The sequence below is a fragment of the Pseudoalteromonas apostichopi genome (assembly GCF_030297135.1).
GTDB classification, from domain to species: Bacteria; Pseudomonadota; Gammaproteobacteria; order Enterobacterales; family Alteromonadaceae; genus Pseudoalteromonas; species Pseudoalteromonas apostichopi.
This window is the reverse complement of sequence record NZ_AP028065.1, coordinates 2,745,725-2,759,643: the sequence shown is the minus strand read 5'-3', so window position 1 is coordinate 2,759,643 and position 13,919 is coordinate 2,745,725. Positions and strand designations below refer to the sequence as shown.

At 42.5% G+C, this 13,919-nt stretch carries 13 protein-coding genes; all 13 read right to left on the bottom strand.

Going from position 1 to position 13,919, the window contains the following annotated elements; all coding sequences use genetic code 11:
- Window position 1: 1 nt before the first annotated feature.
- Window positions 2–766, bottom strand: coding sequence for a flagellar motor protein (locus QUE86_RS12490; RefSeq protein ID WP_167657946.1), 765 nt, complete (start codon window positions 764–766; stop codon window positions 2–4).
- A complete protein-coding gene (locus tag QUE86_RS12485) occupies window positions 759–1,922 on the bottom strand; it encodes a protein-glutamate methylesterase/protein-glutamine glutaminase (RefSeq protein WP_286257574.1) in 1,164 nt (387 codons plus the stop codon). The genes QUE86_RS12490 and QUE86_RS12485 overlap by 8 nt, the downstream gene beginning before the upstream one ends.
- Before the next feature lie 62 nt (window positions 1,923–1,984).
- Window positions 1,985–4,288 (bottom strand): chemotaxis protein CheA, encoded by a 2,304-nt coding sequence (locus tag QUE86_RS12480; RefSeq protein WP_286257573.1) that lies wholly within the window; start codon window positions 4,286–4,288, stop codon window positions 1,985–1,987.
- Window positions 4,289–4,303: 15 nt separating this feature from the next.
- A complete protein-coding gene (locus QUE86_RS12475; RefSeq protein WP_130052060.1) occupies window positions 4,304–5,071 on the bottom strand; it encodes a protein phosphatase CheZ in 768 nt (255 codons plus the stop codon).
- A 17-nt stretch (window positions 5,072–5,088) separates the two neighbouring features.
- Entirely contained in the window at window positions 5,089–5,472 is a 384-nt protein-coding gene (gene cheY, locus QUE86_RS12470; protein WP_016708035.1) for a chemotaxis response regulator CheY, read from the bottom strand.
- Between the two features lie 40 nt (window positions 5,473–5,512).
- Entirely contained in the window at window positions 5,513–6,223 is a 711-nt protein-coding gene (locus QUE86_RS12465; RefSeq protein ID WP_054553325.1) for an RNA polymerase sigma factor FliA, read from the bottom strand.
- Window positions 6,224–6,249: 26 nt separating this feature from the next.
- A complete protein-coding gene (locus tag QUE86_RS12460) occupies window positions 6,250–7,110 on the bottom strand; it encodes a MinD/ParA family ATP-binding protein (RefSeq protein ID WP_130052061.1) in 861 nt (286 codons plus the stop codon).
- Window positions 7,103–8,584, bottom strand: coding sequence for a flagellar biosynthesis GTPase FlhF (gene flhF, locus QUE86_RS12455; RefSeq protein WP_130052062.1), 1,482 nt, complete (start codon window positions 8,582–8,584; stop codon window positions 7,103–7,105). The genes QUE86_RS12460 and flhF overlap by 8 nt, the downstream gene beginning before the upstream one ends.
- Window positions 8,585–8,604: 20 nt before the next feature.
- Window positions 8,605–10,716 (bottom strand): flagellar biosynthesis protein FlhA, encoded by a 2,112-nt coding sequence (gene flhA / locus QUE86_RS12450; RefSeq protein WP_130052063.1) that lies wholly within the window; start codon window positions 10,714–10,716, stop codon window positions 8,605–8,607.
- A 231-nt stretch (window positions 10,717–10,947) separates the two neighbouring features.
- Window positions 10,948–12,078, bottom strand: a complete 1,131-nt coding sequence (gene flhB / locus QUE86_RS12445) for a flagellar biosynthesis protein FlhB (RefSeq protein ID WP_130052064.1) — start codon at window positions 12,076–12,078, stop codon at window positions 10,948–10,950.
- Between the two features lie 9 nt (window positions 12,079–12,087).
- On the bottom strand, window positions 12,088–12,867 hold the full coding sequence (fliR, locus tag QUE86_RS12440) for a flagellar biosynthetic protein FliR (protein ID WP_130052065.1): 780 nt from the start codon (window positions 12,865–12,867) through the stop codon (window positions 12,088–12,090).
- Window positions 12,868–13,137, bottom strand: coding sequence for a flagellar biosynthesis protein FliQ (gene fliQ / locus QUE86_RS12435; RefSeq protein ID WP_036970111.1), 270 nt, complete (start codon window positions 13,135–13,137; stop codon window positions 12,868–12,870). It lies immediately after the preceding gene.
- Between the two features lie 40 nt (window positions 13,138–13,177).
- Window positions 13,178–13,918 carry a flagellar type III secretion system pore protein FliP gene (gene fliP / locus QUE86_RS12430; protein ID WP_130052066.1) on the bottom strand — a complete coding sequence of 247 codons (741 nt, stop codon included), beginning with the start codon at window positions 13,916–13,918 and terminating at the stop codon, window positions 13,178–13,180.
- Window position 13,919: the final 1 nt, after the last annotated feature.

Genomic DNA, 13,919 nt, shown 5'->3' with positions numbered 1-13,919 from the left:
ATTACTCTTCAACTAAGCTTGGACGCTCAACACGGTACGCCTCAAGTTTTAGTTCTATATTCAGTGGGCTTTCACCTTGCGAGATAGCAATAATGCCTTCAGCAAGTAATTCATGATACAGCATCTTTTGTTCAATTTGCTGCTTTAACTTATTGGCCATAGGTAAGAATAATAAATTAGCTAAACCTACACCGTAGATGGTAGCGATAAAAGCGGTGGCGACACCCGCACCCAATTTTTCAGGATCTGTTATAAATTGCATTGCCTGAATCAAACCAAGTACCGCACCTAAAATACCAATTGTTGGACTATAACCCCCCATCGCTTCATAAACTCGGCTAACCTCTAACAAGCGCTCTCGTTCAAGCATTAAGTCAATTTCAAGGGTATCTCTAAGCTTTTGCTCATCGATACCATCAACGAGTAGACTCAACCCTTTTGCCGCGTATGGGTCTGTATGAGTAAGTGCCTCAGATTCAAGCGCTAAGTAACCTTCTTGGCGTGCTTTGTGCGACCAGCGCTTTACTTGTTCGATAGCTGCATCAATATCATGATATGGCGGAAAGAACACCCAATGACTAATTTTGAGTGTTTTTGCAAAAACACTACCAGGGGTCTGGAGCATAACAGCCCCAAGCGTACCGCCAAGAACAATAATCAGCGCAGGTCCATTGAACAAAGCTGTGACAACGCCGCCTTCTAATGCATAACCAAATGCAATAGCACTAATTGCGATAATTAAGCCGAGAAAAGACAGCTTATCCACAGCCAGTCTCACGCGTTAGGCGGGCTGCAACATCTGTGAGCGCTAAGCTTTCACTAGCCAAACCAGCATTCGCAACGGCTTGTGGCATACCATACACTACACTGGTTTTTTCATCTTGCGCCCAAATGGTTGCACCGACTTGCTTAAGCATACGCGCTCCATCACGACCATCAGCACCCATACCCGTTAACACCACGGCTAGAACATCACCGCCATAGGTTTTTGCTGCACTCGCAAAGGTGACATCAACACTTGGCTTATAAGTAATACGTGGGCTATCATCTTCAAACACACGTAATGTACGAGAGCCGCTGCGCCCTTCAATCAACATTTGTTGACCACCTGGCGCTAAATAGGCTGTACCTGGCATTAAGCGGTCACCATTTTGCGCTTCTTTCACATTGATTCTGCATAAACCATTGAGGCGTGCTGCAAAAGCAGGAGTAAACGCAGCTGGCATATGTTGAATAAGCAAAATAGGATGCGGAAAGTTAGCAGGCAGCTGAGTTAAAATGGTCTGTAGCGCAACCGGCCCACCAGTTGATGTACCAATAGCAACCAACTGATATTGCTTGCCCGAAGCTCGAATTTTACTTGTACTCGATAACGATTCCGCAGGCGAACTAGCAGGAGCTGAACGGCTAAAGCTGCGATCAGGCTGAACAATACCGCTGCTAGTACTTGTAGCGCTACTGCCCCTTGGTGCAGGAGCCAGAGTTGGTCTCGAAATAGGTGCCGGACGCGAAAAACGAGAGAGGCGACGACGACCAATTTCTTTTACTTTATTTTGTAAAAGCGCGATTGCATCTTCATTATTACGTGCAATGTCTTCGAATTTTTTCGGTAAAAAATCTAAAGCACCAGCATCAAGTGCATCGAGGGTTGCTGTTGCACCATCACGGGTGAGTGATGAGAACATTAAAATAGGAGTCGGTGTTGCTGCCATTATTTCTTTCACAGCACTAATGCCATCAAGAACTGGCATCTCAACATCCATAGTAATTACATCAGGTCTTAATTCACGGGTTTTATCTACCGCCTCACGACCATTAACGGCAAAACCAATTACCTGAATATTGCTGTCTTGCTCTAAAATTTCGCTTACTCTGCGGCGAAAAAAGCTTGAATCATCAACAACTAATACTTTGACTGCCATTGGCACTCTCTTGTTTTATATCATTTAAAGTGCAGCTAAACACTGCACTTTATTATTTATTATTAGCCAACGTAATGCTTAAGCATACTAGGTACATCGAGGATCAATGCAATCCCACCATCAGAAGTAATTGTCGCACCTGCCATTCCTGGCGTGCCTTGTAATAAGGCATCTAAAGGTTTGATAACCACCTCTTCTTGACCAATTAATGAGTCAACAACAAAGCCCACTTGTTTAGTACCTATTTGTACAATCACCACGTGACCTTCTGCTTTACGCTCTTGGCGGTTGGCACCTTTTACTAACCAATGTTGTAAATAGAAAAGCGGAATCGCTTTTTGACGAACTATTATTGTCAGTTGGCCATCAACTACGTTAGTTTTAGTTAAATCAAGGTGGAAAATTTCGCTTACGCCAGCAAGCGGTAGAGCAAAGGTTTGCTCACCTACAACAACCATTAGAGTTGGTAAGATAGCAAGCGTTAATGGCACCTTAATTTCTAGTGCAGTACCTACGCCCAATTCCGACTGGATGTTAACCGAACCATTTAACTGGGTTATTTTAGTTTTAACCACATCCATGCCGACACCGCGCCCTGAAATATCAGAGATCTCTTCTTTCGTTGAGAAACCAGGAGCAAATATTAGGTTGTATGCTTCTGTATCCGACAAACGGCTTGCTTGATCATGATCAATTACACCCTTGCTGATTGCGATTTTTTTCAGCTTATCAGCATCCATACCAGCACCATCATCACGAATGGTAAGCAGAATATGATCACCTTCTTGTGATGCTGAGAGCGTGACTGTACCTGTACGCGGTTTACCTGCAGCTTCACGCACATCTGGCATTTCAATACCATGGTCTACAGAGTTACGCACTAAGTGCACCAATGGATCAGCAAGTGCTTCAACAAGGTTTTTATCTAAATCGGTTTCTTCACCTACTAGCTGCAGATTAATGTCTTTTTTCAAGCTACGAGCTAAGTCACGAACTACGCGTGGGAAACGACCAAATACTTTCTTAATTGGCTGCATCCGGGTTTTCATTACCGCACCTTGTAAGTCTGCGGTTACCACGTCTAGGTTCGAGATGGCTTTACCCATTGACTCACTGTTGCTGTTATTCGCAAGACTTACCAAGCGGTTACGAACCAATACAAGCTCACCAACCATGTTCATGATTTCGTCAAGACGTTTGGTATCAACACGAACCGTTGTTTCTGCCTGTGGAGGCGGAGCCTTTTTCGGTGCCGCTGAAGCTGCTGGCGCTTTTGCAGGAGCTGGAGCAGGTTTACTAGCTGCAGCTGCAGGTTTCGGTGCAGGTGCAGGTGCAGGTGCCGGTTTAGAGGCTGCAGGCTGAGCAGGTTTTGTAGGTTCAGCTTTTGGTGGCTCTGGTGCTTTTTCCGCGGTTGAACTTTCCAATGATTGAGGAGCTGTGCCTTTGCCATGTAACTCGTCAAGAAGTGCCTCAAACTCATCATCACTAATTTCATCGTCTGAATCGCTGCTTGCTGCCTCTGCAGTAGGGGTGGCAGAGGCTGGCTCAATAGAACTTGTAGCTTCAGGCTTGGCAGTATTATCTTGTTTTACTTCCCCAAAATTACCAACACCGTGCAATTCATCTAATAAACTATCAAATTCATCATCGGTAATATCATCACTGTCACTGCTATTTGACTCAGGAGCAGATGCTGCTGGTCCTTGGCCTTTTCCATGCAGCTCATCTAACAGGCTTTCGAATTCATCTTCAGTGATTTCGTCAATATTTTGAGACTCAGCGCTGCTATCAGCAAGACCGCCGCCATCAAATAACATATCGAACGCAAATGGGTCATTTTCATCGATGTTGTCTGTTGCTGTATCTGCTGTGACTTCAGGCGTATCAACAACAACCTCTTCAACTGCTGGTTCTTCAGGTGCAACTGCAACGTCCTCTGCTACAGATAAATCTTCACCTGCAAGCTCTTCTGCAGTAGGCGGCTGACTTAATTTATGAAGGACTTCTAATAGGGCTGGATCTGCAGGCTCTGGTTGTTCGCGATTTTGAATCGTGGCGAACATTTCATTAATAGTATCAAGAGCTTGTAATATTACGTCCATTAGCTCAGGCGTAACAGTGCGTACACCTTGGCGTAATAAATCGAAAACATTCTCTGCGCCATGACAAGCATCAACAAGTTCAGTCATACTTAAGAAACCTGCACCACCTTTAACAGTGTGGAAGCCCCTAAAAATGGCGTTTAATAGATCTTTGTCTTCTGGGTTGTTTTCAAGCTCAACTAATTGCTCCGACAATAGCTCTAAGATTTCTCCTGCTTCAACAAGGAAATCCTGTAATATATCTTCATCGACTTCAAAGCTCATGCAGCTACTCTCCTCTTAGAAGCCCAGACTTGATAATAGATCATCGACTTCATCTTGTCCTGAAACAACATCATCGCGAGACTCTTTATCAATAATCGGCCCTTCAGGACCTGCTAGTGTGTCACTTGGTGCAGGTGCTTTTTCTATGGCCTGTTTTTCTTGTTGTTGATGACCATCTTCTTGACTGCCAAACACAGTTAAGAGATTAATTAAACTGTCTTCTACTTCTCGCACTAGTTCAATGACACGACGAATAACTTGTCCAGTTAAATCTTGATAATCCTGCGCCATCAGCACATTCGTCATCAAGCCTTGAAGCTCATCGGTTTTTGTGTGCGAGTTATTCATGAACTTATCTAGGCTATGACATAACGATTTAAATTCACCGAGTTCAATTTCTCGGTTCATTAAACGATCCCAAGTAGGCTTAATTGCAGCAATTTCATCAGCAAGTTGTTGCGCTATCGGTAAACTTGCTTCAACTGCATCCATAGTTTTATTGGCGGCACTTTCTGTCATTTCCATAACATAATTTAAGCGCTGCTTAGCATCTGGGATAGCGTCGGTAGTTAAATCAGCGAGACGAGTATCTAGGTCAAAGTTTTTTAACGCTTCATGAAGTTGACGCGTCAATTTACCGACTTCAGCAAACAACTCTGATTGCTCTTTTGACGCAGCATCAAGAATGAGCTTATCAGCTTTTTCTTGTTCACCATTTTCAAGATACTCAACAAGTTGACGAGCTTGCTCTAAACTTATTTGAGGCGCAGCAAGTGCTGACATAAGCCTCTCCCCTTAGATTAACCTAAACGTTCAAACACTTTTTCCAATTTGGTTTTAAGTGTCGCAGCAGTGAATGGTTTAACGATATAGCCATTAACACCTGCTTGAGCAGCAGCAACAATTTGTTCTTTTTTCGCTTCAGCTGTCACCATTAACACAGGAATATGCTTAAGGCTATCATCAGCACGAATTGCGCGTAACAAATCAATACCTTGCATACCAGGCATGTTCCAATCTGTTACAACAAAATCAAATTCTTGATTTTGTAGCATTGGCAATGCTGTTGAACCGTCGTCAGCTTCCTGCACATTGGTAAAACCTAAATCCCTTAATAGATTTTTAATGATACGTCTCATTGTAGAAAAATCATCAACAACAAGAATTTTCATGTTTTTATCCAAAACATCCTCCGGTGAGGTTTGAACCTTTATTTACTTACTACTAATTAATCCAGTCATTGATTTTTGCTTTGAGCTTAATCATCGCCTGACCATGTATTTGACTCACACGCGACTCGCTAACATCGAGTATGTGTCCTATTTCTTTTAAGTTCATTTCGTCGTTGTAGTACAAAGACAAAACGAGAGCATCTCTTTCTGGTAACGATTGGATAGCCGTTAATAGAGACTGGTTAAACCGCTCATTTTTAACGTTATTAAACGGTTTGTCTAGTCCTAAATCCTGACCTACTGGTGTGATGACATCTTCATCCACGCCTAAGTCTTCAATGCCTAATACTTTACTAGAATTTACATCATGTAGAATATGATGGTACTCATCCAGTGTAATATCAAGTTTTTCAGCTACTTCAGTGTCTTTTGGTTCACGATTTAACGTGCTCTCTAATTCGGCAATGGTTTCTGCCACTAGGCGGGCATTTCGGTGAACTGAACGTGGAGCCCAGTCACCTCGGCGAATTTCATCCAGCATAGCACCACGAATACGAATACCTGCGAAGGTTTCAAAACTAGCACCTTTGCTAGCATCAAAGTTTTTTGACGCTTCAATCAGGCCTATCATGCCTGATTGAATTAAATCATCGAGTTGCACACTGGCAGGTAAACGAGCAATTAGATGGCACGCCACTTTTTTCACTAAAGAGGCATGTTTTTCAACAATCGCATTTAAATTTTGTGCTGATTGATATCCCATCGCTTTATTCACCGATGTTGTCATAGTTAGCCGTTTACTAGTTTTTCAATAAAAAATTCTAAATGGCCAGACGGTTGATTAGGGATCGGCCATTTAACTGCTTTTGTTGCTAATGTTTTAAACGCCACCGCTGCTGGTGAATTCGGGAATAATTCAACGATTACTTTTTGACGGCGCGTAGACTTACGCATGTTCTCGTCATAAGGAATGGTTGCTACTAACTCCATCGAAACATCTAAAAAACGATCCGTTACTTTTGAAAGTTTAGCAAATAATTCTTGCCCTTCACGCAAACTGCGCACCATATTGGCAACAATTTTAAATTTATATACGCCATGCTCACGGCTAAGTACTTTTATAAGTGCGTAAGCATCAGTAATTGAGGTGGGTTCATCACATACAACTACAACAACGTCTTGGGCTGCACGAGAAAAGCTTAATACCATGTCTGAAATACCTGCGGCGGTATCAACAATTAAAATATCAAACTCAGTGTTTAACTCGCTAAATGCACGTATAAGACCTGCATGCTCAGATGGCGATAATTCAACCATACTTTGAGAACCAGACGTTGCTGGTACAATTTTGATTCCTGCAGGGCCTTCGACGAGAATTTCATCAAGCTCACACTCGCCCGACAAAACATGAGATAAGTTACGTTCAACACGAAGGCCAAGCATCACGTCACAGTTTGCCAAACCTAAATCGGCATCTAATACTAATACACGATTTCCTTGCTGGCCTAATGCGATTGCGGTGTTGAGTGAGACGTTGGTTTTACCCACTCCACCTTTACCGCCAGTAACAGCGATAACTTTAACGCCACTATTATTATTTTGATTCATTTTGCGCAGGCCGCTTGCTTGATCTAATACTGTGTTAATCATACATCCCTACTGTGTTCGACGCTACTGCTTGACGTCTTGAATGTTGTGCTTTTGCTCGTTTTAAATACAATTGTTCAGCTTTTTTCACTAGTTTTTCAGCATTCGCTACGCGAATATCCTCAGGAACGCGCTGACCGTTAGTAAGATACCCTATTGGCAGACGATTTTGAATCGCTATGCTAATAATCTCACCTAAACTTAAAGATTCATCCAATTTAGTGAAGATACAGCCACTTAGGTGAACCTTTTTAAAGTGTCTTACGGTTTCTTGCAACACATTTATCTGCGCTGTAGCACTTAATACTAAATAACTACGAATATCAACACGCTGATTACGCATTAAGGTGTTTAATTGTTCAGTTAAGCGTAAATCTCGTTGGCTCATACCCGCAGTGTCTATTAATACTAGACGCTTATTACGTAAATGGTATAACACTTCAGCTAATTCATTCGCATCTTTTACTTGCTTTACACCACAACCAATAATACGACCATAAGTAGCCAATTGTTCGTAGGCACCAATTCTGTATGTATCAGTGGTGATCAGTGCAACTTTATCAGCACCATATTTTTGTGCTCCAAGTGCTGCTAATTTCGCAACTGTGGTTGTTTTACCAACGCCCGTTGGACCAACTAGTGCAAAAACTCCACCTTGGCGTAGGATTTCGTTGTTAGTTGTATGCATTTGGTTTTCAACCATTTGCAGCAGCGCTTGCCATGCTTGTTGGCGAGATACATCATCAGGAATAAAACACGCCATTTGCTCAGCAACATCACGCTCAATCCCCATACCAGCTAAACGATCAATCATACAAGCGCGTGTTGGATCACGGCGCGCCATATCTTGTTGCATTAATCCAGATACTTGGTGTTCAAGTAATTGACGAATCGCATTCATTTCTTCGCGCATAGTCGTCATTTCTGATTGATTAGCTGGGGCTGAGTTTTTATGATCAGCGGGTGAGTCTAAATCATCAAAACCTGCGTCTAAATCGTCATCAAACCCTAGGCTATGAGCTTGAGTTTGTACACGAGGTGCTGCTTGCTGCTGATAACGAGGAGCTTGCTTATATTCAGGCTGTTGCTGCTCAAAGCTTGGTTCTTTTGGTTGATAATGTTCACTCGTATCAATACCAGATTGACTAAACATTGACGCCAGCTCTGGCGAACGAGGGCGTGGGGCTTGACGCTCAAGTAACGCTTGTAGGCTATCAGCAACTTTCGCTTGCGGCTCAGGTTTAGCACGCATTGGCTCAGGCTTAACAAAATTATGCTGTGGTGCAGGTGCTGATTGTGCCACTGCAGGTTTAGCTTCGGCTTTCGGGGCTGCTTTGTCGTAATCAACAGCTGCAACGATTTCAACGCCGTTAGCAAGCTTTTTGTTCGACATAATAACCGCATCAACACCTAACTCATCTTTCACTTCTTTCAGTGCAGTGCGCATATCTTTAGCAAAAAAACGTTTAATTTTCATGGTTCAACCCCTTTACTATCCTATTGTTGGCCTACTGAGCTGACAATCTTAATCTGTCTTTCGTCTGGCACCTCTTGATAAGACATCACCCTTAAACCTGGGATTGTGTACTTAACGAAACGAGATAACACAGTACGTAACATTCCTGACGTTAACAGTATCGAAGGTTCACCGGCCATTTCTTGGTTTTGATGCGCTTCATTCAATGATTGTTGAAGTCGCTCTGCAAGGCTTGGCTCTATTCCGGCACCTTCGTCACCTGCATTCTGAAGTGACTGATGCAACATCTGTTCCAACTCAGGCGCCAAGGTAATGACAGGGATCTCAGAAGACATACCAACAGCGTCTTGAACGATAAGTCTGCGAAGTGAAATTCGCACTGCAGCCGTTAGTACATCAGGGTCTTGGCTACGTGGACCATACTCAACAAGGGTTTGCACAATCGAGCGCATATCGCGAATTGCCACCCCTTCATTGAGTAAGTTTTGTAGCACTTTTACGATAGTAGTAAGTGGTAATACGTCAGGAACCAGTCCTTCAACAAGGCGAGGATGACTCTTCGCTAACATATCTAATAAGTTTTGTACTTCTTCATGACCAAGTAGTAAAGCAGCACTGTTCGTGAGTAACTGACTAATATGAGTTGCAACTACCGTTGCTGAATCAACGACGGTATAGCCAAGTGATTGTGCTTCATCTTTTTGGTCAGGTTTGATCCAAACCGCATCTAATCCAAATGCAGGGTCTTTTGTGGCAACCCCTTTGATTGGACCAAATACTTGGCCTGGATTAATCGCTAGCTCATCACCATGTTTAAGCTCACCCTCACCACTTGAAACACCCATCATAGTGATTCTGTATGCATTAGGGTCAAGTTCTAAGTTATCGCGAATATGCACAGGAGGCACCAAGAAACCAAGCTCCTGAGACAGTTTCTTACGCACACCTTTAATACGATTTAACAGTTCACCACCTTGAGATTGGTCAACAAGTGGAATTAAGCGATAACCCACTTCTAAGCCAATAACATCAACTTGCTGAACGTCATCCCAACCCAGCTCTTTTTGTTCTTGTTTATTGGCAACACCAGTACCAGGCGCACCACCATTTGCTTCTTGCTCTGCTTTTTCAGCTTCTGCTTTGGCTTTTTGTTGTTGTGTGAAATAAGCAAGGTAACCAAGTAAAGCACCTAAGCTTAAAAACGCGATGTGCGGCATACCTGGTACTAGACCCATGATGATCAGAATACCTGATGCAATATAAAGTGACTTTTCGTTACCTAGCTGTGTCTTAACTTGGTCGCCCATATTGTGCGACTCATTCTGACGAGTAACAACGATTGCAGTACCGATAGAAAGTAACAGTGAAGGCAGCTGTGCAACAAGACCATCACCAATAGTCAACAAGGTGTAGACTTCCATCGCACGGCTGAAAGATAAGTCATGTTGGATCATACCGACGAATAAACCACCAACGATATTGATCACTAGAATGACGATACCTGCTATTGCATCGCCTTTTACGAACTTACTAGCACCATCCATTGAACCATAGAAGTCGGCTTCACGGGTGACTTCTTCACGGCGTTCACGGGCTTGCTCTGCACTGATAAAACCTGCGTTTAAGTCAGCATCAATCGCCATTTGTTTACCAGGCATTGCGTCAAGAGTAAAGCGAGCTGATACTTCAGAAATACGGCCAGCACCTTTGGTGATAACCACAAAGTTAATAATGATTAAAATAAGGAAGACCACTAAACCAACAGCATAGTTACCGCCGATAACAACCGAGCCAAAGGCCTCGATAACTTTACCAGCTGCATCTCCACCATTATGACCTTCTAGCAATACCACACGGGTACTGGCAACATTCAGCGCTAAACGCATGATAGTTGCAATCAGTAGAACCGCCGGGAACATACCAAATTCAAGGGGCTTCATGGTATAAACCGTAACCAGTAACACCACGAGTGCTAAAGCAATATTAAACGAAAAAAGAATATCTAAAAGAAACGGAGGCAGAGGTAATATCACCATACCCAGCGCAGCAAGTACCATTAACGGCGTACCGATACCCTTAGCATATTCTTTTTTATCTCTGTTAAGTTGTTGTAATACCGCTTTAAATTCCATAATTCAACAATTTCAAAAAATTGACACTACACGGAATTTGCAATAACTATTCCAAGTTACAAATTTATACCAATTCGCTTAATTAAGTGATCTATTTTGAGGCAATAAAACCTCGTTGATAGCAAGGCAAAAATTTCGTTATTTAGTTGTTCTAAATCAGAAATTTTTAACGCAGATAGCGACAGGTTTAATCCCTCAAAATGATTAAAGTATTATTGCGGATTGGTATTATTAATATTTGTAAGCATCTGGTATTGGTAGCTTTTTATTGAGCGGAACAGGACGTTTTCCGCGCCCTTTTTGGAAGCGTTTTAACTGGAAAACATAAGCTAGCACTTGCGCTACTGCGGTAAATAGTTGATCAGGTATTTGCTGACCAACATCGGTAGTGTGATACAGCGCACGTGTAAGCATTGGTGATTCAACAATTGGCACGTCATTACCCTTTCCCACTTTACGAATTTGCATAGCAAGCTCGTCCACGCCTTTGGCAAGAACAATAGGCGCACCAGCTTTAGCTGTGTCGTATTTTAGTGCAACAGAATAGTGAGTCGGGTTGGTTACAATAACGTCTGCATCAGGAACATCTTGCATCATCCGCCTTTGCGACATTTCCCGCTGGGTTCGACGAATACGCGCTTTAATTTGCGGGTCACCCTCAGAGTTTTTGTATTCGTCTTTCACTTCTTGCAGGGTCATTTTTAGCTCTTTATGGTGTTTATGACTTTGGTAAGGAGCGTCAATGGCGGCAATAATAATTAATGTACAAGTTAGCCCAAGGAACATCCAAGATAAAATTTCAAGCGCATGAATAAAATTACTAGGGGCGCTTTCTTGGCTTAAATGTAGTATTTCATCAAAGAAGGTATTGATTAAAAACACCGCAAAACCGGCAACGACAGCAAACTTTAAAATAGACTTGACCAGCTCTACCCCAGCTTGAGGGCCAAGCATACGTTTTATGCCTTTAGCTGGTGACATTTTACTCGCTTTTGGTGCCGCCGCTTGCCAACTAAAGTTAAATCCTCCTAATAGTGTATTGCCTATAAAAGCTGCAATTACAATAATAAAAACAAACATTGCCATAGGGAATAGTAAAGCATCCGCAACTATTCCCCACACAGAGAACATTTTAGTGGTGTCGTAGGTTTCATTTCGATTAAGGCTTAATAAGCGCCCCATGACATTATAAAGTCCCTTACCAATTTCAGGACCATACAATAATAAAGAAATTGCCGAGAAGATAAGCACAAACATAGTGCCTAACTCTTTTGAGCGAGCAACCTGGCCTTTTTTCTTGGCGTCTTCTATTTTTTTTCCTGTGGGTTCTTCGGTTTTTTCTTGACCTGAATCTTCAGCCATGGCGCGCTCCTAAGGTGTACAACCAACTAGGCTGCACATTAACTCAACCATTTTTAACCACTGAAACTCAAATTGAGTCATAAAGTTACCTAGAGTAGCCCAAATAATCACAAGACCAGCCACCAAGGTAAACGGAAAACCTATCGAAAAAATATTTAATTGCGGTGCCGCACGGGTCATTACACCAAATGACATATTAATAACAAGCATCGCCGTCAGTGGCGCTAAAGCAAGCACCAAGGCAGTAGTAAACATCCAACCGCCCCATGTGACGATATCCCAGTAATGATCAACGGACCACCAAGTTCCATCGATTGGTAGTACCTCAAAGCTATGAATGACCATTTGAATCATCATTAAATGACCGTTAAATACGAAGAATAGCAAGGTAGCCAAAATTAAATAGAACTGACCAACCGCGGGGACATTCATGCCGTTAGATGGATCAACAACTGACGCAAAACCAAGACCAGTTTGCATTGCAAGTATTTGCCCAGCTAGTACAAAAGTGTTTAGTAATAGTACTGAAGCAAAGCCTATCGCCACACCAATAAGCATTTGCTGAATAACGACAAGGATCATTTCAAAGGAGAATAGGTTATTGAAGGTCGCTTGTGGCAGCATAGGCACAGCAACAAAGGTAACGACTACCGCTAAACCAAGTTTAATTCGAGTGGGTACATTCTTCGCACCAAGGCCTGCCATAATCATGATCATGGAGCTAATACGCACCAATGGTAGCAAAAAATCGCTGAGCCATTGAATAATGACAGCAAATGGAAATTCCATTTAGCCTGCAATCTCCGGTATCGACATCACTAAACGAGTAAAATAGTCCATAAGCTCTTGAGTGAACCAGTGACCGCCTAAAATTAATGCACTAATTGTAATTAACAAACGGGGTAAAAAGCTTAATGTTTGCTCATTGATGGATGTTGCCGCTTGAAAAACTGCCACCACAAGACCGACTAACAAGCCTGGCACCACAATTGCCGATACCAATTTAATGACTAAAAATAGTGCATCACTCAGAATATCGACAAAAATTTCCGGTTCCATTTTGTCTCTCCTAACTAATTATGTGCCTTGAAGTGCATTGTTACACCCCGAGCCCGAAACTCTTAGCAAGTGTGCCCATAACAAGACCCCAGCCATCAACTAACACGAATAGCATGATCTTAAATGGTAAAGATACAATCATCGGCGAAAGCATCATCATACCCATGGCCATTAATACGGAGGCCACAACCAAATCCACAATCAAAAAGGGAATGAAAAACATAAAACCAATGATAAAGGCCGTTTGCAGTTCACTGGTAACAAAGGCTGGGATTAAAACAATCAGTGGGGTGTCTTCTGGCGAGTCTAATTGCTCATAACCAGCTATTTTCGCAAAGGTCTCTAAATCTTTTATACGAACTTGCGAGAGCATAAAAGCTTTCATTGGCTCTTTAGCAAGCTCAAGTGCTTGTACTGAGGTAACTTGCTCATTCAAGTATGGCTCAATAGCGCGCTCATTCACCTGCTGATAAATTGGCGCCATAATAAAAATACTTAAAAACAGCGACATACCTAACAAAATTTGATTCGATGGCGTCTGTTGTAAGCCTATTGCTTGGCGTAATATTGCCAGTACCACAATAATGCGTGTAAATGAGGTCATCATAATCACTGCCGCTGGAATGAAGCTCAGCGCAGTCATGATCGCTAACACTTGTAGCGTCACAGAGTAATCTTGAGAACCATCAGGGTTAGTGGTAATAGTCAGGGCTTCTATACCCTCAGCGTTAACCGACGGCAAAAACAGCAAACTTGCTAAAATAAGTATCCACTTGATCATA

Bases quoted from the DNA above. Each gene is read 5' to 3' on its own strand.
- flhB (WP_130052064.1), bottom strand. From the start codon at position 12,078: ATGGCTGAAGATTCAGGTCAAGAAAAAACCGAAGAACCCACAGGAAAA.
- flhA (WP_130052063.1), bottom strand. From the start codon at position 10,716: ATGGAATTTAAAGCGGTATTACAACAACTTAACAGAGATAAAAAAGAA.
- fliR (WP_130052065.1), bottom strand. From the start codon at position 12,867: ATGGAATTTCCATTTGCTGTCATTATTCAATGGCTCAGCGATTTTTTG.
- fliQ (WP_036970111.1), bottom strand. From the start codon at position 13,137: ATGGAACCGGAAATTTTTGTCGATATTCTGAGTGATGCACTATTTTTA.
- QUE86_RS12460 (WP_130052061.1), bottom strand. From the start codon at position 7,110: ATGATTAACACAGTATTAGATCAAGCAAGCGGCCTGCGCAAAATGAAT.
- fliP (WP_130052066.1), bottom strand. From the start codon at position 13,918: ATGATCAAGTGGATACTTATTTTAGCAAGTTTGCTGTTTTTGCCGTCG.
- QUE86_RS12485 (WP_286257574.1), bottom strand. From the start codon at position 1,922: ATGGCAGTCAAAGTATTAGTTGTTGATGATTCAAGCTTTTTTCGCCGC.
- QUE86_RS12475 (WP_130052060.1), bottom strand. From the start codon at position 5,071: ATGTCAGCACTTGCTGCGCCTCAAATAAGTTTAGAGCAAGCTCGTCAA.
- QUE86_RS12480 (WP_286257573.1), bottom strand. From the start codon at position 4,288: ATGAGCTTTGAAGTCGATGAAGATATATTACAGGATTTCCTTGTTGAA.
- flhF (WP_130052062.1), bottom strand. From the start codon at position 8,584: ATGAAAATTAAACGTTTTTTTGCTAAAGATATGCGCACTGCACTGAAA.
- QUE86_RS12465 (WP_054553325.1), bottom strand. From the start codon at position 6,223: ATGGGATATCAATCAGCACAAAATTTAAATGCGATTGTTGAAAAACAT.